Raw genomic sequence first — 17,636 nt, forward strand, 5'->3', positions numbered from 1 at the left:
CCGTAAGCTAACAGCTATGCAGCAGCGTTATGTCGGCAACAGTGGGTTGCGCGTGTCCTCACTCTCCCTGGGCACCATGTCGTGGGCACGGGAGACCGATGAGCAGGACGCATCGGAACTGCTGCGGACGTTCGTCGACGCAGGCGGAACCCTGATCGATACCGCCGCCTCCTATGCTGACGGCCAGGCGGAGGCCCTCCTGGGAGCCATGCTGGGTGACGTCGTTTCCCGCTCGGAAGTGGTGATTTCCACGAAAGCGGGGATCTCGACGTCGGACGGCCGGCGGAGCGTCGACACCTCCCGGAACGGCATGCTGTCCGGCTTGGACGCCAGCCTCGCCCGGCTCGGCACGGACTATGTCGACATCTGGTTTGCGCAGGCCTGGGATGCCAACGTCCCCTTGGAGGAGACGCTGTCTGCCCTTGAGTTTGCAGTGCGCACAGGCCGCGCCCGGTATGCGGGTGTGTCGAACTTCACTGGCTGGCAGACCGCCAAGGCCGCCGCCATAGCGGGTTTCCCCCTGGTCGCAAGCCAGTCGGAGTACTCGTTGCTGCAGCGCAGGCCCGAAACCGAACTCATCCCGGCCATCGAAGACGCCGGGCTTGGCCTGTTTGCGTGGGCGCCCCTGGGACGCGGTGTGCTGAGCGGCAAGTACCGCGGGCACATTCCGGCGGATTCCAGGGCGGCGCAGAAGAGGCTGGCCAGCTATGTTGAGCCATACCTGGAGCAACCGTCGTCCCGGATCGTTGAGGCGGTCGCGATGGCTGCGCGCGGACTCGGCCGGTCATCGATCGATGTTGCCCTGAGCTGGTTGCTGTCGCAGCACGGTGTGGCCACGGCGATCGTGGGTGCCAGGTCCCCCGTGCAGCTCAAGGAGATTTTGGACTCGCAGCTGGCACCGGTGCCCGCGGAAATCGCGCGCGCATTGGAAGATGTTTCTGCTGTGGAGTAAGCGGTCCGGCCCTCGCCGGACCCTGGTCAGTCCTTGACTCAGTCCTCAACGATTTCCAGGTCTTCTTCGTCTTCGGCGTCCTGTTCATCGTCGTCGCCATCCGCGTCGTCGATGACTTCCAGCGGAGTAACCTCGCCATAGGCCTCGTAGAGTGAATCGTCATAGACTTCGAAAGCATCAGCTACGGCAAAGAACGCCGCTTCGACCGTTGGGTCTCCCTCGCCCCGCCGTGCGGAGGCTGCGATCAGGTGTTCTTCCAAGGCTGTGGTCAGGGACTGAAGCGCGACACGCGGATCGATGCTCATGACTTCACGTTAGTCGGAAATGGACGAAAATGGAGAGCAATGAAAGAACATTTTCTGAGCAGTTCAGTCCAGCGGGAGCGGGACTACGCGAGGCAGTACGAGTACCTGGTACTGACGGTCGGCCCTGAGGATTCGCTGCCGGAGGCGCGCCGCCGCCTTGTTGAACATTCCGAATACGGCAAGTGGGAGCTGGAACGCAGCCGCCTCTACGTAGGCGGCGGCAGGCGCTTCTGGCTTCGCCGCAAAGTCATCCAGGTCCAGCGGACCGTATAGCGGACGACGGACCGTTGATGAGGCCTGGCGGGCAGCTCCCGCCTGCCGCTGTGCTTCCAACCGCCATTTAGGGCGTCTCCAGCGGCCCCAGCCACGCGTTTGCCACCGTATTGTGCGCCGACTCGTCATCGGAGGGGTGGAACATCCCGGCGAGCACGTCGCGGTAGAGGCGTTCAAGTTCGGTTCCCCGGAAGTAGCTCGATCCCCCTGACACCCGGATTGCCAGGTCGACCACTGTCCGCGCCGTTTCGGTGGCCCGGACCTTGAGGCCCACGAGCCGGGGAAACCACTGGCTGCCGTGGTCCACCAGACCGTCAATGTCACGCGAGAGCTCGGCAAGCTGCGGATACAGGGCATCCATCGCCATGGCCGCCTCTGCCACCTTCCACCGGATATCGGGATCCTGGGCGTAGCTGCGCCCCTCATTCTTCAAGGATGTCCGGCGTTGGACCGCATCCACTCCCAGAACCAGTGCCCGTTCGCCGAGGCCCGTGTAGACGGCGGCCAGCAACGTCTCGAAGCAAGCGAAGATCGCAAAAATCAGCGGGTCCGCGTTCGGCCCTACCGGCAGCTTTCGGAAGATGCGGTCGGCGGGCACGACGGCGCCGTCGAGCACCGTGGTGTTCGATTGGCTGGCCCGCATGCCCAGTGTGTCCCAGTCGTCGAGGATCTCATAGCCGGCAGTGTCCCTGGTGATGAAGCCGTGGACCAGTTCGCCTTCGCCCTGCCTGGCCGAGTGGTCCTTGCCGAAAATACCCAGCCTGGTCCATGCAGGAGAAAGGCTGGTGAAGATCTTCCGGCCGGTGAAGCTGTAGCTGCCATCGGCCCGCGGTGTGGCAACGGTCCGGGAATCGAATAGCACGGAGTCGTTGCCGGCTTCCGAGTTTCCGAACGCAAAAATTTCCCCCTGCGCTGCCTCGCGGAGGACAAAGTCGAGGGAGGAATCACCGCGTGCGGCCAGGACGTGCGCGACGCCGGTCCACACCAGGTGCATGTTGATCGCCAGTGCGGTGGCCGGGGCCGCCGTCGCCAGCCTCCGTTGGAGCTGCGCTGCCGCTTCGAGGCCAAGCCCCAGTCCGCCGTCGGACGCCGGCACAAAAATCTTGAGGTAACCCGCCGCGGCGAGTTCCTCCAGATCCTCGGTGAAGAACCCGTTCTCCTGGTCGTAGCGGGCGGCACGGCCGCGAATGCGGTCCAGCAGGGGCTCGGTGAGGATCTGGTCCGGGGTCATGGCCTGGCTTTCGTGGGCTTCAGGGATGGTGCAGGCTCAGTAGTTGGTCAGCAGCCTGTCCAGCACCCTGGCCCCGAACTTGAGGGAATCGGCCGGCACCCGCTCGTCCACGCCGTGGAACATCCCGGTGAAGTCGAGCTCATCCGGGAGTTGCAGCGGGGCGAAGCCGTAGCCGGTGATGCCGAGCCTGCTCAGGGACTTGTTGTCAGTGCCGCCGGACAGGGTGTACGGAAGCACCTTGGCGCCGGGATCCTCGGAGTGAAGGGCGTCAATCATGGAGTCCACCAGGTTTCCGGCAAACGGCACCTCAAGGGACACGTCGTTGTGGACGTAGGAAACTTCGACGCCGTTGCCCGCGAGTTCCCTGACGATTTCCAGGACCTGCTGCTCTTGGCCCGGAAGTGTCCGGCAATCCACCAGGGCCTCAGCGGACTCCGGGATGACGTTGTGCTTGTAGCCGCCCTTAAGGAGAGTCGGGTTGGTGGTGTTCTGCAGCGTGGCTCCAACAAACCGTGCCACGGTCCCCAGCTCCTTGAGGAGCTTGTCGGGATCATCCGGATCGAACTCAACGCCCGTGAGTTCCGTCACACCGTCAAGGAACTGCCGGGTAGTGGGGGTCAGCTCCACCGGCCACTGGTACTCGCCGATGCGTGAGACCGCGCTGGCAAGGCGTGTGACGGCATTGTCAGTGTTGATCTGCGATCCGTGGCCTGCGCGTCCGTGCGCCACCAGCCGCAGCCAGGAAAGACCCTTTTCCGCGGTCTGCAGGAGATAGGTGCGCTGGCCGCCAATGGTGGCCGAAAATCCGCCTACCTCAGAGATCGCCTCGGTGGCTCCGTCGAAGAGTTCCCGCCGGTTTTCGACGGCGTAGCGCGCGCCGTAGGTGCCCCCGGCCTCCTCGTCGGCGAAGAACGCGAAGATCAGGTCCCGCTTGGGTTTGCGTCCGGTCCGGGCAAAATTCCGCATAACAGAGAGGATCATGGCGTCCATGTCCTTCATGTCCACAGCGCCGCGTCCCCAGATCAGGCCGTCCTTGAGCTCTGCGCCGAAGGGGTCAACGGACCACTGCTCCCGGAGCGCGGGCACAACATCCAGGTGCCCGTGAACCACCAGGGCGCTGGCCGAGGGGTCCTCCCCCGCAAGCCGGGTGACGACGTTGGCGCGTCCGGGCGCCGACTCGAAAATCTCTGCCTCGAGGCCCACTTCGGTGATAAGCCCCGCCGTGTATTCCGCCGCCGCGCGTTCCCCCGGACCGGTTCCGTCACCGTAGTTAGAAGTATCGATCCGGATCAGTTCCTGGCAGATCCTGACGACTTCATCCTCGGGGCGTACTTCAGTCATGTTTCACTCCTCGTGGGGGCGGCTTGATTGCTGGTTTCAGCCTACCCACAAGCCCCCTGCAACCCTCGATTATTTGTTTCCGGAAAAGTCGTGCTAGAGTCTTTCTCGCTGCTTCGGAGAAATCCAAAACGCTGAAAGGCGGAACGGATCCCCGAATTACCACCTGCGCGGGTGGCGGAATGGCAGACGCGCTAGCTTGAGGTGCTAGTCCTCGAAAGGGGGTGGGGGTTCAAGTCCCCCTCCGCGCACAAGGGAAAACCCCTGGAATCCAAGGATTCCAGGGGTTTTTTTGTGTCTCCAACCACGCGAGCCCCAGTTGCACCCGCGCGGAAAAACGGCTCCGTGATTCCGGGTGCGGCTCGCCAGAGTAGATGTCGGCGCCGCCGGCGGTCCTCCCCCGCACCGTCAGTCCGTCCAGGGTGCGTCCCGGGTTTGGTTTGGCGTCCGGCCCGCAGTTGAACTCGCGGCCACCGTACTGAACTTTGGACGGCACCTCTTTCGGCGTGAGCGTCCAATCGGACGTCAGCAGGTGAACGTCCCACAGCCTGACGCCGACAGGGACGAGCACCACCAGGGCAATGCAGGCCGCGGCCGACGCGGCCCACACCGTTGCCAGCCTCCCCCGGTTCATGCCCGTAACTATCCGGGACGCAGGCACAGGGTCAACGTCGAACGCGCCAAACTGCGAGAGCGGACCGTAGACTCGGCCCATGTCGGTTCTTGGGGGAACGAAAGCGGTCCGCTACAGCGCGGGACTGGTCATGAGTCTGCTATTGGCCGGCGGGCTGATCTCCTGCGCGTATGAGGGTGAGGGCGATCCGCAGCCGGCGGCCGAGCGCAGCGCCCGCCCTGCCCCTGCCCTCCCGAGCGCGAGCCCGGAAATTCTGAGCGTGCAGTCGGGCAACTATGCTGAACTGGAAAAACGGCTGGCAGCAGCCCCGGGCTCTGTGCTCCTAGACCAATCCGGCCCCGCCGATGGGCCCGGTGTCGGATTCAGCAAAGCTGTCACGGTGAAGACCGCCGGCTCATATACCGTTACGGCGGCGTGTGTGGGCATCCCTGAGGCGCAAATTTTGGTCGGCCGCCCGGGGTCGAGTGACTTTCTGTCGCTTGACCTGGATTGCTCCGGCGTCAAGTCGCAGGTCGTCGAACTGCAGGCCGGACCCGTCCACGCACAGCTGATGCGACAGGACCCGAACGGACCGTGGACGGGGGCGGTCGCCGGGCTGCGCATCACCATCGGCTGATGCCGCCGGCAAGGAAGGGAACGGCGCCGTCACCAGCCGCCGCGCGTCGGCGTATGTCCCTTCCGGGCATCGTCCGGCATTGCCATTTCGGCCCGCAGGCCCAGCAGCCGGATCGGACGGCCCGCTTCGATTCCGGCTGCGAGGTCCAAAGCCCGCGCGAGGATTTCGTTCCGGTCGAATGTCTCGGGAATCTTCTTCGCGTGGGTCTTGGTGAAGAACGGCGCGTACCGGACCTTGAGGGTCAGCCCAACCACGGGCCGCCCTTCGGCCACCACGTCCTCGAGGACACGCGCTGTCAGCTCCCTCACGGCGTCGTCCACCTGAGCGGGCTCCGTCAGGTCCCGTTGGAAGGTGGTCTCCCGGCTATGCCCGCGGGCAACCCACGGGGTGTCATCCACAACGCTGGCGCCGTCCCCGCGTCCGAGCTCCGCGTACCAAGGACCCATCCTGGGGCCGAACTCCGGGACCAGGTCTTGGGGGTCGGACGCGGCGAGCTCGGCAACTGTGTTGATGCCGAGTTTGGCCAGCCGGCCCGACACTTTGGTTCCGACGCCCCACAGGTCCTTGGTGGGCCGACTGCCCATGACATCGAGCCAGTTCCCAGCGGTGAGACGGAAGACGCCGGCCGGCTTGCCGAAACCGGTGGCGACCTTGGCTCGGACCAGCGTGTCGCCGATACCAACGCTGCAATGCAGCTGCGTTCGCTCCAGGACAGCGGCCTGCACCTGCCGGGCGTAGGCTTCCGGATTCTCTGTCTCAGTACCTACAAAGGCTTCATCCCAACCCAGCACCTGCACGGTGGCGCCCGGCTGCGCTCGCAGGGTAGCCATCACCGTTTCAGACGCCGCGAGGTAAGCCTCCTGATCGACGGGCAGGATTACAGCGTCAGGCACTTTCCGGGCCGCAACGCGTAAGGGCATTCCGGAACCCACGCCGAACGCCCTGGCTTCGTAGGATGCGGTCGACACCACGGCCCGTTCCGTGGGGTCGCCCCGACCGCCAACAATGATCGGCTTCCCGGCAAGCTCCGGCCGCCGGAGCACTTCGACCGCCGCAATGAACTGGTCGAGATCGACATGCAGCACCCACCGGATTCCGCTCACGCCACCAGTCTGCCCTAAACAGCCGTGGCAGGCATCGGCTCCCACTGAGAAGCGAACGTCCGCACTTACTCGAAGCCAATACTGGCTCGATGAGTTGGGCAACAACCCGGGCGGCAGGTCGCCATGGGTTCCATGTGGCGGCGCTCCCCCCTGGGGCGCCAGAGGAGCCCCGCACCGATGCCTCAGGACTGGTGAATGGCAATCCGGAAGTGGTCTTCCGGGCTATAGCTCCAGGCGAAGCCGAGATTGCCCCACGCAGCGTCCGTGGGTTCTTCTGTGGACGTGGTGAGCTTCATCATCGACTGGATGTCTTTCGGAACCTCCAGCGCAACGAGGACGCACCGGACGTCACTTATCTCTGCTCCGGAGGTTTCCCGGGGGCCTTTGGTGTCGATGGAGAGATTTGTCCCGGCAGTGTCCATCTCTACGCCGTCGGTGCCGTCAAGTCCGCAGCCGGAAACGGCTTCGGTGAGGCTACCTCCAGCAGGCACCGGCGCGGCGGAAGCGGATGTCTCGGTCGTGGTCTCGGGCGTGGGCGATGGGGCGGCGGTGGAACATCCGCTGAGGATGAGCGCAGCAGCAACGGCGGTTGCAGCGGTTTGCGAATACCTGACTGAGAGGAGCATTGGGGAGCCTTTCAAAGGGTGGCCTGATGCCTGTGTGCGGGTGGCCTGGCATGGCGAACGAAAACGACGGGAATGCGGCGCCGGGACTATTAGCCTGCAGCTATTTGAGTGTCACCGCGGCTTCCGCCTTCCGGTACAAAGCTAACTTTTGGATTATTCGCATTTCTCCAATGATTAGATTAAATGTCGTCCAAGCTTCTCACGTGGCGAGCGGTACCGACGCTACGTAGCGAGAAATAAGCGCAGGACAGCGACCCATTCATCGAGCATCGCCGTATGCCCGCCCATCGACTGGCCTAGCAGAACGACTGGAGCCCGCACCTCCGTTTGGATCACCTGTACGACGTCGGCCACGAACGCCTCGCGGGAGAGATCCTTTGGCGTACGTGTGCTGTTTCCATGTCCGCGAAGCGAAGTTTCGGGCCAAATTCACGTGCGCGTCCATCCCTCACCGTAACGCCCGCATGCGGGCTTGAGTGTTGCCTTCCAAAGCCCTCACCGTGGCTTTGTCGTGCGGGGGACGGTCACGAGCAGGTCCCCCACCTGACAGTCGAGGGCTTCGCAGATCGCCGTCAGAGTGGAGAACCTGATTGCCCTCGCCCGGTCGTTCTTCAAAACCGACAGGTTCACCAGGCTCACGCCCACATGTTTGCTGAGCTCCGTCAGGGTCATGCCCCGCGCCTCGAGGAGTTCATCGAGTCGGCAGTGGATGTCCGCAGAGTCGTCCGCCGGCATCAGACGAGGCCTTCCGTGTCCTTCTGGAGGCGGCGGCCGTACTGGAAAACGCCTGCAACCAGCACCAGGACGAGACCAAGCATCAAAGGTCCAACGTTGAACTGAGCCGAGAAATAGAAAACGTAGGACTCCCCCGGGGTGCGCCCGTTCGCTGCGATCATTTCCGCCAACCGGTTCAGCGCCAACCCGTCGAGGATCGGACCAACAGTCCCAACCAATGCGAGGATGGCGCCGCAGACACCCACGATCCATACGGACCCCGCGGTGAACAGGACGGCACTGCGGAGCCGGTAGGCCAGGAGGAATACCAGTGTCAGGATGGCCAGCACGCCGATCTGGTTCAGCGCCGCTACCCAGGACAGGAGCTCATCGGGACCGGACGGAAGGTCCGGGATGGTGGCTTCCAGTGTTGTGTAGTGACCCGTGGATTCCAGTTCCAGCCCGCCGGCCGTCTGGTTTCTTGTGGCCAGGGGAAGCTCCAGTGTCACCGGCCCGGTGAAATACCCGACGATTCCCTTGACGGACATGAAGGTCGTCAAGACCGCAGCCGCCGCAGAGGCGATCATAAGGAAGACCGCATCAGTCCTGGAGACGATCTTCTTCTCGTCGTTCTGCGGACGGGCAGTGTCCTTGGCCAGTTTCATCATTCCCCCATGCTTATCGACATTCGTTAATAACGACAATCGATAAGCTATACCGTCCGGCGTTGACCGTCAATGATCTTGCAGAACGAGCGGCTGGCCCGCCCCGAGAACGTTGCGGACTTCTTGAAGAACCGGAGGACGGCGTCCGGTGCGGATGCACCGTAGAGGGGCGCCGATAGCGGGAACACAGAAGGACCCGTTCAGGAACGGGCCCTTCTGCATTGGTGGCCCAGCTAATTCCGGGCAGGCTTTGCTCCTAGGCGCTTGCTGGCTGGTCGAACCGCTGGCCGGCCGGCTTGGAGGGCAGAATCATGAGCACCAGCAGCGCCAGGGCACCCACCAGCGGAACCAGTACGATGAGCACGAGCCAGCCACTGAAGTTGCCGTCATGCAGACGGCGCACGGCCAGGGCGAACGACGGGACGATGGTGGCCGCCGCCCAGATGACGATAAGGATGGTCCCGAGAATGGTCCCCGGACCGGAAGCGGCGGTGCTGGCGGCGGTCGCCGTCGTTGCCGTAGTTCCGACTCCCATGATGATGTTCAGGATAAAGCTCACCGCAACGGCCACGAGGGTCCACCACCAGTACTCGCTCCGGCTGGCCCGTCCGGAGAACGTGGCGTACTTCTTGAAGAACCGTTTGACGGCCGCCGGAAACGGGGCGCCGTAATACGGGGCCCAGAGAGGCGGTTCGCCACCCTGCCAGGTCTGCTGCGGTGTCTGCTGTTGCGGGTATTGCTGGCTCAAGGTGTTCCCCCATGGATTCAGAGTGACGAGACGAGCCCATCGTACGGGCCGCCGCGGGCAGTTTAGCGTTTCGATGGACAAAATTTACGTGAATTTACGGCAGATAGCGCTTTGGCCGATGGGAAACCGCAGCCTGGCCGGGCATCCCCCGATTTACTTGCCCGGCCAGACTTCTTGGGCGGTCCTGCATTCGTGGCGTGGCATACGCCCAAGGCGGGAATTAGACATGTCCAATTCCCTGCTCCTGAAGACTAAGCGCAAGATATTAGACATGTCCAATCTGCTAGGCTCATTTCTGGTATTTGTACAGAGGGGACAGCCTCGGGCCCTGGCCTGGCAAGAAGGAGAAGCCATGACGGCCGGATCATCAGAAGGCCTTTCACCGAGCGCAGCACTGGCCCGAAAGCTCAATCTGCTCCTGGACACCGCCGAGGCCGAGGGCCGGAAAGTCGCGTACAACGACGTCCGGGATGCCATGGCCACTGCGGGCACGCCGCTCTCACGGGCGCGCTGGCATTACATGCGCGCGGGTACGGGACCGGCCGTCAAGAAGGCTGAGCTGCTCCAGAACCTGGCCCGCTTCTTTGGAGTCAACGAAGGCTATCTCCTTGACGCAGATGATGATCTCCCCGCGCGCGTTGAGGCCCAGCTTGAACTCCTGACGGCCATGCGCGCGAACAAGGTCAGGAACTTCGCCGCACGGCAGCTTGACGGATTGTCCCCGGAGACGCTCCTGCAGATCAGGGACCTCATCGACCAGCGTTTGAAAAACGACGAGCCGGACCAGGATTGAGGCTCTGCCGCCCGACCGCGCACACCCTTGGCTGGTACCCTCAAGGGGTGGGGAACGGGACCCTCACGGTCTCACTAAACCGCACAAGGATTTCGTCTCCATGGACTACAGCGCCGCCCGTGCACGGGCGCAAGAAGCAGAAGCCAGTCTGAACCTTCAAGAGCCGGTCTCGCTCACTTCAACGCATCGACATTTGGAGCGCCTCCGCGGACGGCGGATCGTCATCCAGCCGATGGACGGGACACCGACCGATAAGGTGTGCGGGCTCTGGTTCGGCCTTGACGACATGGACCTGATCCTGCATGCGGCCGCTGCGTCCGAGGTGCATCGACAGCAGATAGTGCTGCACGAGTTCGCCCATATGATCCTCCAGCACGAGCAGGCTGCCATCTCCACGGAGTACGTCCGCAGCTTCTTTCCCGACCTTGATCCGGACATGGTTTTGACGGCGCTAAAACGCTCTGACTTCCTGGACGAGTTCGAAGTGGCAGCCGAACTGCTCGCTGACCGGCTGGCTGCCCGCATCCGTGCGACCCAGCGCAGGAGTGCCGGCCAGCCCGGAAACTTTGGATCCGTCTTCGGATGATCCAGCTACTGATGGCGGCCGCCCTGGCGGTCTTGGCCGGAGCGCGCCTGCCGGCACTCATCCGGCACAAATCGGACACGGTGTTTACAGCTGCCGCCTGCGCCGGCGGGTCCGCTCTCCTGACCAATCCGGGCGTCTACGCTTTCGTCGACCGCCTCACGGGCGGCTTCAACCTTGCCCGGCTGCTGATGCAGGCCCTCATGGTGCTTGGGCTGTGGTTCTTGCGGAAGGCCCTGCTGCAGGCTGTGGCACCGCATACGGCTCCGGGCCCGCTGCGTCAGCTTCCGCTGTACCTGACCCTGTGCCTCCTGGTAGTTCTCTTCGTGTTCATCGGTCCCACCTCGACCACTACCACCTGGGGAAATGACTTTGAGGACGAACTCATTCCCGCGCTGTTCTCCGTCACGGGCACAGCCTTCATCTCCTGGGTCTGCGGCGAGATCGCTGCCGTCTGCATGGCCTACCTCCCCAAGCTTCAGGGCGCATTCCGCCGGGGCTTCACCATGGTGGGAGCCGGATGCGCAATCGGATGCTTGACCATGGCATCCATGAGCATGGGCGTCCTTGCCCACGCCATCCCCGTGCTGGAGTCGCTGAACTGGCGGAACCCGGAGGGCTACCGGGTGCTGGAGCTCGTCAGCATAGGGCTGGTGGGGGTCGGGCTGACTGTCACTGCCGTCACGGGACACAGGACCAGGACCAGGATCGCGCGCTGGGAACGGGAAGCCCTGACCCAAGTCGAACCTATCCGGGCGCAGGCCCTGCGCGAGGCGGGCCTCCAACGGACGCTGGAGTCCGACGAAAGCGCACCGGTCCAGGACCGGCTGCACAGAATGATTGTCGAAATCTGGGACGCCGAACTCGCGGCGGGAGCGGGCAGCAGTGTTCTCACCCCGGGCCAGCGGAACTACCTGCTGCACGTTGAACGCAAACTCGACCTTGAACATGCGGGCTGAGCGCCGGCACTACAGGAGGAAACCCTTGGCCCTTATCCACCCCACACGCACTGCAGACCGCCCCACGGCAGACCCCTTCGCCCTCTACCGGGACATGGTTCTGTATACCTTCAAGAGTGAGTTCCGGGCCGGCTTCTTTATTGCCTACTACCGCAACTTCGCGATTCCCTCCATCGCGCGGACCCTTGCCACCCGGGGTGAGACGGCGGCCCGGCCGATGAAGCGGTCCTACGACACCGGCATTGTCATTCACGAAATCATCGTCAACGGCTTCGAGAGCGACCGGGGCCAGAAAATGGTGGAGCTGCTGCGCCGCGTACACCAAGGGGTTCCGGGCAGCTCCGAAGACTTCCTGTATGTCCTGATGACACTGCTCGTTATCCCGGTGAGGTGGGCCGACGCTCACGGCTGGCGGAAACTAACCGAGGCCGAACGCGGCGCATCCCTGGCTTTCTACACGGAACTGGGCTCAAGGATGGGGCTGGGTGCTGCACCAGCGACTTTCACCGAGGCGGCGGCATTGCTGGATGACTATGAGGCGCGGAAGATGACTGCCAGCCCCGAGGGGGCCACTCTGCTCGAGGCCACAGCCGAGGCATTGGCCGTGCGTCTCCCCCGTCCATTGAAAAGCAGGACCACCGCCGTGATCTCGCTGCTCATGGACAAACCTGAGGTTGCTCCTGCGCTGGGCCTCAAGCCGGCGCCGTCATGGCTCAGGAGTGTGTTTACCGGGCTCCTTCGCGTCAGGGCGCTGGTGGCCAGGACGCGTCCGCTGCCTTCCAAACCTTCATTCACCCCCGGAAAATCCGGTTCGTCCGTGTACCCGCAGGGGTACCGGCTGGAGGACATCGGTCCCCGCTGACCCGGCAACCTGCGTGTAAGTGCCGGTGCTTACGCGCAGGCGCCCAGGATGCCTGCGAGTGCATCACGCTCCGGCAGGGTGACCCAGAGCCTGTACTTTGCCTTCACCGCCGTCATCCGGGCCGCGTATTCGCATCGGAAGGCCTTGTTCGGAGGCAGCCACGTGGCGGCGTCCTTATCGGACTTGGACATGTTGGACGGACCGTCGGCGGCCATGAGGTTCAAGGGATCGTTGGCGAATTGCTTTCGCTGGTCCTCGCCGATCTGCTGGGCGCCGGTCTGCCACGCCAGCGACAACGGAACGATGTGGTCAATCTGGACCGCAGAGCTCGTGTCCGCGCCGCGGACGAACCTGATGGTCGTGCCGGTGTATTTGTCAGCCAATGTGCCGGTGGCCACCACGCAATCGTGAGTGCCGGGTTTGAAGGTCTCACCCGTCAGGTCGCGGGCCAGAATGTCGTTGCGTGTGTCGCAGCCGTTGTGGTCCACGTCCGCCCAGGCGGCGCCGAACTGGTCGCGGCTGTAGCCGGTCTTCGGAGCACGGCCCTTCACCGGAATAGCGGCTAGCCGGGCGATCGCGGCAGCAACTTCGTCCGGATTCGCTCCCGGCTGCGCGGCCGGATCTTCCGCCGGCGTCGACGGCGCTGCGCTGCGGACGGCTTTCGCGATCGCTGTACCGGCGGAGGATGCGGCGTCGCAGCCTGGCAGGCCTCCAAGCAGCAGGACGGCGGTCACAAGGGTCAATGCTCTGGAACTACGGCGTGAGATGGTCTTGTCCTTCATTAATGCGGCGGTCCGGCTTAGGCTATCCTCGCCACGCGGCCGGACGTCGCAGGCGAACCGATGACGCCTGTCACAGTTGTGGCGCCGGCGCCTCGACTGCCGCAGTCGGCACGCGGCACACGGCACGCGGCACGATGAGGCTAGAGGTCATCCTTGCCGGTGCGGGCCCCGTACAGGTATGCAAGGTCATTGAGTGTTTGCAGGGTGAGCTCCTGCGCCTGGGCAACCCTTGACTGCCGTTGAGAATCGGCTGCGTCGTTCCGCATGGAGGACAGCGGCCCTACCGAAACCGGTTCCACGCCGTGAAGCGCCTTGAGGTACTCCAGCTGAAGGCGACCGCGGACGCCGTCGGCCTTTGAGTGGACGTCTGTCACCGCCAGGAGCGCAAAGGCGACATGCCTGCGCTCCCCCCACAGGCCAGCCCGCACGGCCAGCCCGAAGAGTCCATCCAGTTCCTGCCCGGCGGACGCCTTTGCCTTGCCGACGAAAATTTCGGCTGCCGTGCCGGACTTTGACTCCGCCCACCGGTAACCCAAGGGTACGTGGCGCCCTCTCTTGGACAGGTAGAGGGCCGAGGCCGTCAAAAGCATCTCCCCGTTGCCCCGCACTGTATAGCCCAGAGTGATGTCGCGCAGCTTCTCGTGCCGGCAGGCGCTGATGAACTCCTGCACGTCCTTGTCCCACAGCCGGTCCGTTACGCCGTTTTCCATATCCATGCACCCCCAAAATAACGGTACCGGTCAGGGGCGCAATGGATCAGCAGACTCGCTGCTGTGCCCCCAAAATGCGGCTCCTGCCGGCAGGCAAGGCCTAGGCTGGGTCTGTGAAGTTGTCCCCTGGCCCTTTTGAACTTGCTGTTTCGGCCCCTGCCGAATGGTGGCAGATCGTGGCTGCGCTGGGGCCCCTTGCGGTTCTGGCAGGCGCTGTCCTGGCTGCATTCATTGGGTGGCGGACGCTGCGGCAAAAAGCAGTGGCCGACGCCCAGGCACTGACACAGAGAACCCGCGCTGACGACCGTGCCGAATGGTGGAAGCGCACGCAGTGGGCCCTCGACAAAGCCTTGGAGGCCGACGCGGACGCCAAGGCCCTGGGCCTGGCGTCACTGGCCGTCCTGGCACGGAGTGATCTTGCCCGCGAAGAAGAACTGGAGCTGCTCGACATTGCGTGGCAGTCGGTGACGGAAGCCAACGGTGACGGTGGCACCTGGGACGGGGAAGTCGAAGCCGTGGACTCCGAGGAACCAATCGGCGACAATGGAACCACGAGCACCGACAGTACGGAGGAGGGAAAGTCATGAGCACCAGCACACCGGAACAGAAAAAGTCCCGGACGCCCCGTCACGTCTCGACTTCCCGCGGCAAACAGTTGACCCCTTCAGAGCACAGAGTCCAGGTTGCGGCAGCCAGGCTCCGTGTGGCCCTCGACGAACGGTTGGGCCGCCCCACCCCGGCTGAGACCAAGGCGCTCTCCAAGGAGGATCTTTAACGCAAGCCAGATGCTTATGGCCCGGATACTTATGGCAAAGGCCCCGCAGTGCGGGGCCTTTGCCATATTGCCTTTTCGGAGTTCCTTTTAAACCTTCTCGGGTGTGCGGTCCACAACCGGTTCCGAACCCGTGAACTTCCTTTCCCTGCGGGGGAAGGTCCAGAACTTGAAGTCCTTCGCCTCCACTCGGGGTTCCGGCTGCTTCTCAGGTTCCCGCGACTCCTCTTTCCGGATATCCCTCCGGTAATCCTTGTTATACGGATAGCACATCACTGACCTCCTCATAGTGAATGCTCCTTAATCCTCCTCCCAATTTCCGTGCCGGTCGACAGTTTTTTGGGACCTGCAGGTCATGGGGTGTCGTTCGGCCCAAGACACCGGCGCGGGTTGCACCATAGATTGAACAACTACGGGGTGTGCAGGCACGGGCAAAGCGCCCCGTAGCAGTGAGACGAGGATCTGGCCGGCAGCAGGGTCAGTTGGAAGAAAGGCAGTGCACATGACGAAGACGACGGGTGTGGCACCAAAGCTGGCAGATGCGCTGGCCATCGTTTTGGGCACTGAAGGGATCCCGCTCCGGCTGCGCGCCTGGGACGGCTCGCAGGCAGGTCCCGAAGATGCCCCGGTTCTCGAGTTCCGCTCCCGGCGCGCGCTGCGCCGCATCCTCTGGTCGCCCGGGCAGCTGGGCATCAGCCGGGCCTACGTGGCCGGGGAAATCGATGCTCCCGGCGATGTATTTGCCAGCTTCGCCGCACTCAGCTCGGCCGGAAAGTTTGCCGAGCCCGGCCCGTTCCCGCCGCTTACCGCGCGGGAAGCATGGACTCTGCTCAAAACCGCGGTACGGGTCGGTGCAATCGGTCCGAATCCTGCTCCCCCGCCGGAGGAATCAAAGGTCCACCGGCTCGGCAACCGGCACTCCAAGAACCGGGACGCTGCGGCCATATCGCATCACTACGACGTCGGCAACGACTTCTACGCCATGGTGCTTGGTCCATCGATGGTCTACTCCTGCGCTGTCTGGGGCGACCACGCTGACGGGAATGGCGGAGTAGACAGTCTGGAGTCCGCGCAGGAGGCCAAAATTGACCTGGTCTGCCGCAAACTGGGGCTACAGCCCGGTATGAGGGTGCTGGACGTCGGCTGCGGCTGGGGCAGCTTCGCCCTGCACGCCGCCCAGCGCTACGGTGTCGATGTCGTCGGTGTCACCCTCTCAACCGAGCAGGCAGGACTGGCACGCAAGCGCGTGGCCGAAGCGGGCCTGACCGAGCGCGTCGACATCCGGGTCCAGGACTACCGCGACGTCGACGACGGGCCATACGATGCGATCAGCTCCATTGGCATGTCCGAGCACGTGGGCCGCGAGCAGATTTCACGCTACGTGTCCCAGCTCCACAACCTGCTGCGTCCCGGCGGCAGGCTGCTCAACCACGCAATTTCCTGGAACGCGGGACCGACCGAGGCGGACCCCGATTCGTTCATCCCCCGCTACGTGTTCCCGGACGGCGAGATGCTCAGCCTTGCCGACATGATCACCGCCCTTGAGTCCGGCGGGTTCGAAGTGCTCGACGTCGAAGCGCTGCGGCGGCACTACGCGCTGACGCTCCGCGCCTGGGTGCACAACCTGGAACATCGCTGGGACGAGGCGGTCAGCGTCAGCAGCCCCGGACGTGCCCGCGTGTGGAGGCTTTACATGGCCGCCAGTGCCCTGGGCTTCGAGGCCGGACTGACGGGCGTGAACCAGGTGCTCGTGCAACGTTCCGGCGGAACCGAACCGCCGCTGCGGCGGACCGCATGGATTTGATGGCCAGCGAATCGGCGGCAGGTAGGCAGGGGCGCCAGAGCAATGACTGAGAGCATAGGCATCATTGGCGGCGAGCGGGTTGCGACGCACCAGACGGGGCACAATTCCGGGGTGGTGCATGCGGCCTCTACTATGCTCCGGGCTCGCTGAAGGCGCTGCTGTGCCAACGGGGGCGGGTGCTTACGCGTGACTACTGCAGGGAGCGGAATCTTCCATACCGGGAACTGGGCAAGCTCGTCGTTGCGCTCACGGACGACGAACTCCCCGCCCTGGCCAATATTGAAAGCCGCTCCGTCGCGAACCGCGTGCCCGGGCTGCGCCGCCTAGGTGCCGGTGCCATGCGCGACGTTGAACCGCACGTCGCAGGGGTGGCGGCGCTGCATTCGCCGCATACCGCCGTCGTGGACTTTGCGGCCATCACCGAAGCCATGGCGGAGGATATCCGGTCCGCTGGCGGTCAGATCCTGTTCGGCCATGAAGCAGTTGCCGTCACCACCGAGCACGGAAAAGTGCGCGTCACCACCAGCCACGCCGAGTTCGTGTTCGACCGCCTGATCGTGTGCGCCGGCCTGCAGTCCGACGTCGTCGCAAGACTCGTGGGCGCTTCCGCGGCTCCCGCAATCCTTCCTTTCCGCGGCGAATACTGGGGTCTGTCCGCATCGAAGGAACATTTTGTCAAAGGCATGATTTATCCGGTGCCTGATCCCCGGTTCCCGTTCCTGGGCGTGCACTTCACCAGGGGTGTCTATGACAACATCCACGTGGGACCGAACGCGGTTCCCGCCCTGGCCCGCGAGGGCTACGCGTGGAACAACGTGTCCGTCAAGGACATTGCCGCGTCGATGCTGTGGCCTGGCGCCCGCGCCTTGGCCAGGAAACACTGGCGCATAGGCGCGAAAGAAATCGCCGCTTCGCTGGTCAAACCCCTGTATTTCCAACAGGCCCGCCGGTTCATCCCTGAGCTGCAGATGGACGACCTCACGGCGAAGACCGCCGCCGGTGTCCGGGCCCAGGCATGGTCACTGGACGGCAGCCTTCTCGACGACTTCGCGATCGAGAAGATGGGACCGGTGACGCTCCTGCGGAACGCACCCTCCCCGGCCGCAACCTCCGCGATGGCCATTGCAGACCATCTCCTTGAGCACCATGTCCTCCCCCGAAAATGA

23 protein-coding genes and 1 tRNA gene are annotated in these 17,636 nt (G+C 64.0%); 12 read left to right on the plus strand and 12 right to left on the minus strand.

The window, feature by feature from the left end:
* Positions 1-16: 16 nt before the first annotated feature.
* A complete protein-coding gene (locus J2S97_RS04585) occupies positions 17-952 on the plus strand; it encodes an aldo/keto reductase (protein WP_307047039.1) in 936 nt (311 codons plus the stop codon).
* A 38-nt stretch (positions 953-990) separates the two neighbouring features.
* Here J2S97_RS04585 and J2S97_RS04590 read toward each other — a convergent pair whose 3' ends face one another.
* Positions 991-1,257 (minus strand): hypothetical protein, encoded by a 267-nt coding sequence (locus J2S97_RS04590; protein ID WP_307047041.1) that lies wholly within the window; start codon positions 1,255-1,257, stop codon positions 991-993.
* 39 nt (positions 1,258-1,296) lie between these two features.
* On the opposite strand from J2S97_RS04590, the gene J2S97_RS04595 reads away from it, so the two are divergent.
* Positions 1,297-1,530: a DUF5703 family protein gene (locus J2S97_RS04595; protein WP_011692010.1), complete on the plus strand. Its 234-nt coding sequence runs from the start codon at positions 1,297-1,299 to the stop codon at positions 1,528-1,530.
* Between the two features lie 67 nt (positions 1,531-1,597).
* On the opposite strand, the gene J2S97_RS04600 is transcribed toward J2S97_RS04595, so the two are convergent.
* Both J2S97_RS04600 and J2S97_RS04605 read right to left on the minus strand, forming a co-directional pair.
* Entirely contained in the window at positions 1,598-2,761 is a 1,164-nt protein-coding gene (locus J2S97_RS04600) for an acyl-CoA dehydrogenase family protein (RefSeq protein WP_307047042.1), read from the minus strand.
* A 36-nt stretch (positions 2,762-2,797) separates the two neighbouring features.
* On the minus strand, positions 2,798-4,102 hold the full coding sequence (locus J2S97_RS04605; RefSeq protein WP_307047043.1) for a M20/M25/M40 family metallo-hydrolase: 1,305 nt from the start codon (positions 4,100-4,102) through the stop codon (positions 2,798-2,800).
* 165 nt (positions 4,103-4,267) lie between these two features.
* On the opposite strand from J2S97_RS04605, the gene J2S97_RS04610 reads away from it, so the two are divergent.
* Both J2S97_RS04610 and J2S97_RS04615 read left to right on the plus strand, forming a co-directional pair.
* Positions 4,268-4,350 (plus strand) — tRNA-Leu (locus J2S97_RS04610).
* Positions 4,351-4,812: 462 nt separating this feature from the next.
* Complete coding sequence (locus J2S97_RS04615; RefSeq protein WP_307047045.1) at positions 4,813-5,349, plus strand: hypothetical protein; 537 nt, start codon at positions 4,813-4,815, stop codon at positions 5,347-5,349.
* Positions 5,350-5,378: 29 nt separating this feature from the next.
* Here the strand turns inward: J2S97_RS04615 and J2S97_RS04620 are convergent, their stop codons facing one another.
* From J2S97_RS04620 to J2S97_RS04650, 6 genes are all read right to left on the minus strand, one after another.
* Positions 5,379-6,452, minus strand: coding sequence for a DNA polymerase IV (locus J2S97_RS04620; protein WP_444875929.1), 1,074 nt, complete (start codon positions 6,450-6,452; stop codon positions 5,379-5,381).
* A gap of 182 nt (positions 6,453-6,634) precedes the next feature.
* Positions 6,635-7,078, minus strand: coding sequence for a hypothetical protein (locus tag J2S97_RS04625; RefSeq protein ID WP_307047047.1), 444 nt, complete (start codon positions 7,076-7,078; stop codon positions 6,635-6,637).
* Positions 7,079-7,300: 222 nt separating this feature from the next.
* Positions 7,301-7,507: an alpha/beta fold hydrolase gene (locus J2S97_RS04630; protein ID WP_307047750.1), complete on the minus strand. Its 207-nt coding sequence runs from the start codon at positions 7,505-7,507 to the stop codon at positions 7,301-7,303.
* A 66-nt stretch (positions 7,508-7,573) separates the two neighbouring features.
* The gene (locus J2S97_RS04635) at positions 7,574-7,813 is read right to left on the minus strand and encodes a helix-turn-helix domain-containing protein (protein WP_307047048.1); all 240 of its coding nucleotides are present in this window, start codon (positions 7,811-7,813) and stop codon (positions 7,574-7,576) included.
* The gene (locus J2S97_RS04640) at positions 7,813-8,460 is read right to left on the minus strand and encodes a hypothetical protein (RefSeq protein WP_307047050.1); all 648 of its coding nucleotides are present in this window, start codon (positions 8,458-8,460) and stop codon (positions 7,813-7,815) included. The genes J2S97_RS04635 and J2S97_RS04640 overlap by 1 nt, the downstream gene beginning before the upstream one ends.
* 253 nt (positions 8,461-8,713) lie before the next feature.
* Positions 8,714-9,205 carry a DUF805 domain-containing protein gene (locus J2S97_RS04650; protein WP_307047051.1) on the minus strand — a complete coding sequence of 164 codons (492 nt, stop codon included), beginning with the start codon at positions 9,203-9,205 and terminating at the stop codon, positions 8,714-8,716.
* A 352-nt stretch (positions 9,206-9,557) separates the two neighbouring features.
* Here J2S97_RS04650 and J2S97_RS04655 point away from each other — a divergent pair, with 352 nt between their 5' ends.
* The 4 genes from J2S97_RS04655 to J2S97_RS04670 all read left to right on the plus strand — a co-directional run bounded on the left by J2S97_RS04655 (position 9,558) and on the right by J2S97_RS04670 (position 12,402).
* Entirely contained in the window at positions 9,558-9,998 is a 441-nt protein-coding gene (locus J2S97_RS04655) for a hypothetical protein (protein WP_307047052.1), read from the plus strand.
* A 100-nt stretch (positions 9,999-10,098) separates the two neighbouring features.
* A complete protein-coding gene (locus tag J2S97_RS04660; RefSeq protein ID WP_307047053.1) occupies positions 10,099-10,584 on the plus strand; it encodes a hypothetical protein in 486 nt (161 codons plus the stop codon).
* Positions 10,581-11,540, plus strand: coding sequence for a hypothetical protein (locus J2S97_RS04665; RefSeq protein ID WP_307047056.1), 960 nt, complete (start codon positions 10,581-10,583; stop codon positions 11,538-11,540). The genes J2S97_RS04660 and J2S97_RS04665 overlap by 4 nt, the downstream gene beginning before the upstream one ends.
* A 25-nt stretch (positions 11,541-11,565) precedes the next feature.
* On the plus strand, positions 11,566-12,402 hold the full coding sequence (locus J2S97_RS04670) for an oxygenase MpaB family protein (RefSeq protein WP_307047057.1): 837 nt from the start codon (positions 11,566-11,568) through the stop codon (positions 12,400-12,402).
* A gap of 29 nt (positions 12,403-12,431) precedes the next feature.
* Here J2S97_RS04670 and J2S97_RS04675 read toward each other — a convergent pair whose 3' ends face one another.
* Together J2S97_RS04675 and J2S97_RS04680 are read right to left on the minus strand one after the other, a co-directional pair.
* Positions 12,432-13,184 (minus strand): HNH endonuclease family protein, encoded by a 753-nt coding sequence (locus J2S97_RS04675; protein WP_307047058.1) that lies wholly within the window; start codon positions 13,182-13,184, stop codon positions 12,432-12,434.
* A gap of 140 nt (positions 13,185-13,324) precedes the next feature.
* Entirely contained in the window at positions 13,325-13,900 is a 576-nt protein-coding gene (locus J2S97_RS04680) for a hypothetical protein (protein WP_307047060.1), read from the minus strand.
* Positions 13,901-14,007: 107 nt separating this feature from the next.
* Between J2S97_RS04680 and J2S97_RS04685 the strand changes: the two genes are divergently transcribed.
* Both J2S97_RS04685 and J2S97_RS04690 read left to right on the plus strand, forming a co-directional pair.
* Entirely contained in the window at positions 14,008-14,481 is a 474-nt protein-coding gene (locus tag J2S97_RS04685; protein WP_307047061.1) for a hypothetical protein, read from the plus strand.
* Positions 14,478-14,669, plus strand: coding sequence for a hypothetical protein (locus J2S97_RS04690; RefSeq protein WP_307047062.1), 192 nt, complete (start codon positions 14,478-14,480; stop codon positions 14,667-14,669). The genes J2S97_RS04685 and J2S97_RS04690 overlap by 4 nt, the downstream gene beginning before the upstream one ends.
* 87 nt (positions 14,670-14,756) lie before the next feature.
* Here J2S97_RS04690 and J2S97_RS04695 read toward each other — a convergent pair whose 3' ends face one another.
* Positions 14,757-14,954: a hypothetical protein gene (locus J2S97_RS04695; RefSeq protein WP_307047063.1), complete on the minus strand. Its 198-nt coding sequence runs from the start codon at positions 14,952-14,954 to the stop codon at positions 14,757-14,759.
* A 214-nt stretch (positions 14,955-15,168) separates the two neighbouring features.
* Here J2S97_RS04695 and J2S97_RS04700 point away from each other — a divergent pair, with 214 nt between their 5' ends.
* Together J2S97_RS04700 and lhgO are read left to right on the plus strand one after the other, a co-directional pair.
* On the plus strand, positions 15,169-16,470 hold the full coding sequence (locus J2S97_RS04700; RefSeq protein ID WP_307047065.1) for an SAM-dependent methyltransferase: 1,302 nt from the start codon (positions 15,169-15,171) through the stop codon (positions 16,468-16,470).
* A gap of 158 nt (positions 16,471-16,628) precedes the next feature.
* Positions 16,629-17,636 carry an L-2-hydroxyglutarate oxidase gene (gene lhgO, locus J2S97_RS04705; RefSeq protein ID WP_373460506.1) on the plus strand — a complete coding sequence of 336 codons (1,008 nt, stop codon included), beginning with the start codon at positions 16,629-16,631 and terminating at the stop codon, positions 17,634-17,636.

The sequence above is a fragment of the Arthrobacter oryzae genome (assembly GCF_030812315.1).
Lineage (GTDB): Bacteria > Actinomycetota > Actinomycetes > Actinomycetales > Micrococcaceae > Arthrobacter > Arthrobacter oryzae_B.

What these genes read in the sequence shown, in the direction of transcription:
- J2S97_RS04585 (WP_307047039.1), top strand. Translation starts at nt 17, where the DNA reads ATGCAGCAGCGTTATGTCGGCAACAGTGGGTTGCGCGTGTCCTCACTC.
- J2S97_RS04590 (WP_307047041.1), bottom strand. Translation starts at nt 1,257, where the DNA reads ATGAGCATCGATCCGCGTGTCGCGCTTCAGTCCCTGACCACAGCCTTG.
- J2S97_RS04595 (WP_011692010.1), top strand. Translation starts at nt 1,297, where the DNA reads ATGAAAGAACATTTTCTGAGCAGTTCAGTCCAGCGGGAGCGGGACTAC.
- J2S97_RS04600 (WP_307047042.1), bottom strand. Translation starts at nt 2,761, where the DNA reads ATGACCCCGGACCAGATCCTCACCGAGCCCCTGCTGGACCGCATTCGC.
- J2S97_RS04605 (WP_307047043.1), bottom strand. Translation starts at nt 4,102, where the DNA reads ATGACTGAAGTACGCCCCGAGGATGAAGTCGTCAGGATCTGCCAGGAA.
- J2S97_RS04615 (WP_307047045.1), top strand. Translation starts at nt 4,813, where the DNA reads ATGTCGGTTCTTGGGGGAACGAAAGCGGTCCGCTACAGCGCGGGACTG.
- J2S97_RS04625 (WP_307047047.1), bottom strand. Translation starts at nt 7,078, where the DNA reads ATGCTCCTCTCAGTCAGGTATTCGCAAACCGCTGCAACCGCCGTTGCT.
- J2S97_RS04635 (WP_307047048.1), bottom strand. Translation starts at nt 7,813, where the DNA reads ATGCCGGCGGACGACTCTGCGGACATCCACTGCCGACTCGATGAACTC.
- J2S97_RS04640 (WP_307047050.1), bottom strand. Translation starts at nt 8,460, where the DNA reads ATGATGAAACTGGCCAAGGACACTGCCCGTCCGCAGAACGACGAGAAG.
- J2S97_RS04655 (WP_307047052.1), top strand. Translation starts at nt 9,558, where the DNA reads ATGACGGCCGGATCATCAGAAGGCCTTTCACCGAGCGCAGCACTGGCC.
- J2S97_RS04660 (WP_307047053.1), top strand. Translation starts at nt 10,099, where the DNA reads ATGGACTACAGCGCCGCCCGTGCACGGGCGCAAGAAGCAGAAGCCAGT.
- J2S97_RS04665 (WP_307047056.1), top strand. Translation starts at nt 10,581, where the DNA reads ATGATCCAGCTACTGATGGCGGCCGCCCTGGCGGTCTTGGCCGGAGCG.
- J2S97_RS04675 (WP_307047058.1), bottom strand. Translation starts at nt 13,184, where the DNA reads ATGAAGGACAAGACCATCTCACGCCGTAGTTCCAGAGCATTGACCCTT.
- J2S97_RS04680 (WP_307047060.1), bottom strand. Translation starts at nt 13,900, where the DNA reads ATGGATATGGAAAACGGCGTAACGGACCGGCTGTGGGACAAGGACGTG.
- J2S97_RS04690 (WP_307047062.1), top strand. Translation starts at nt 14,478, where the DNA reads ATGAGCACCAGCACACCGGAACAGAAAAAGTCCCGGACGCCCCGTCAC.
- J2S97_RS04695 (WP_307047063.1), bottom strand. Translation starts at nt 14,954, where the DNA reads ATGAGGAGGTCAGTGATGTGCTATCCGTATAACAAGGATTACCGGAGG.
- J2S97_RS04700 (WP_307047065.1), top strand. Translation starts at nt 15,169, where the DNA reads ATGACGAAGACGACGGGTGTGGCACCAAAGCTGGCAGATGCGCTGGCC.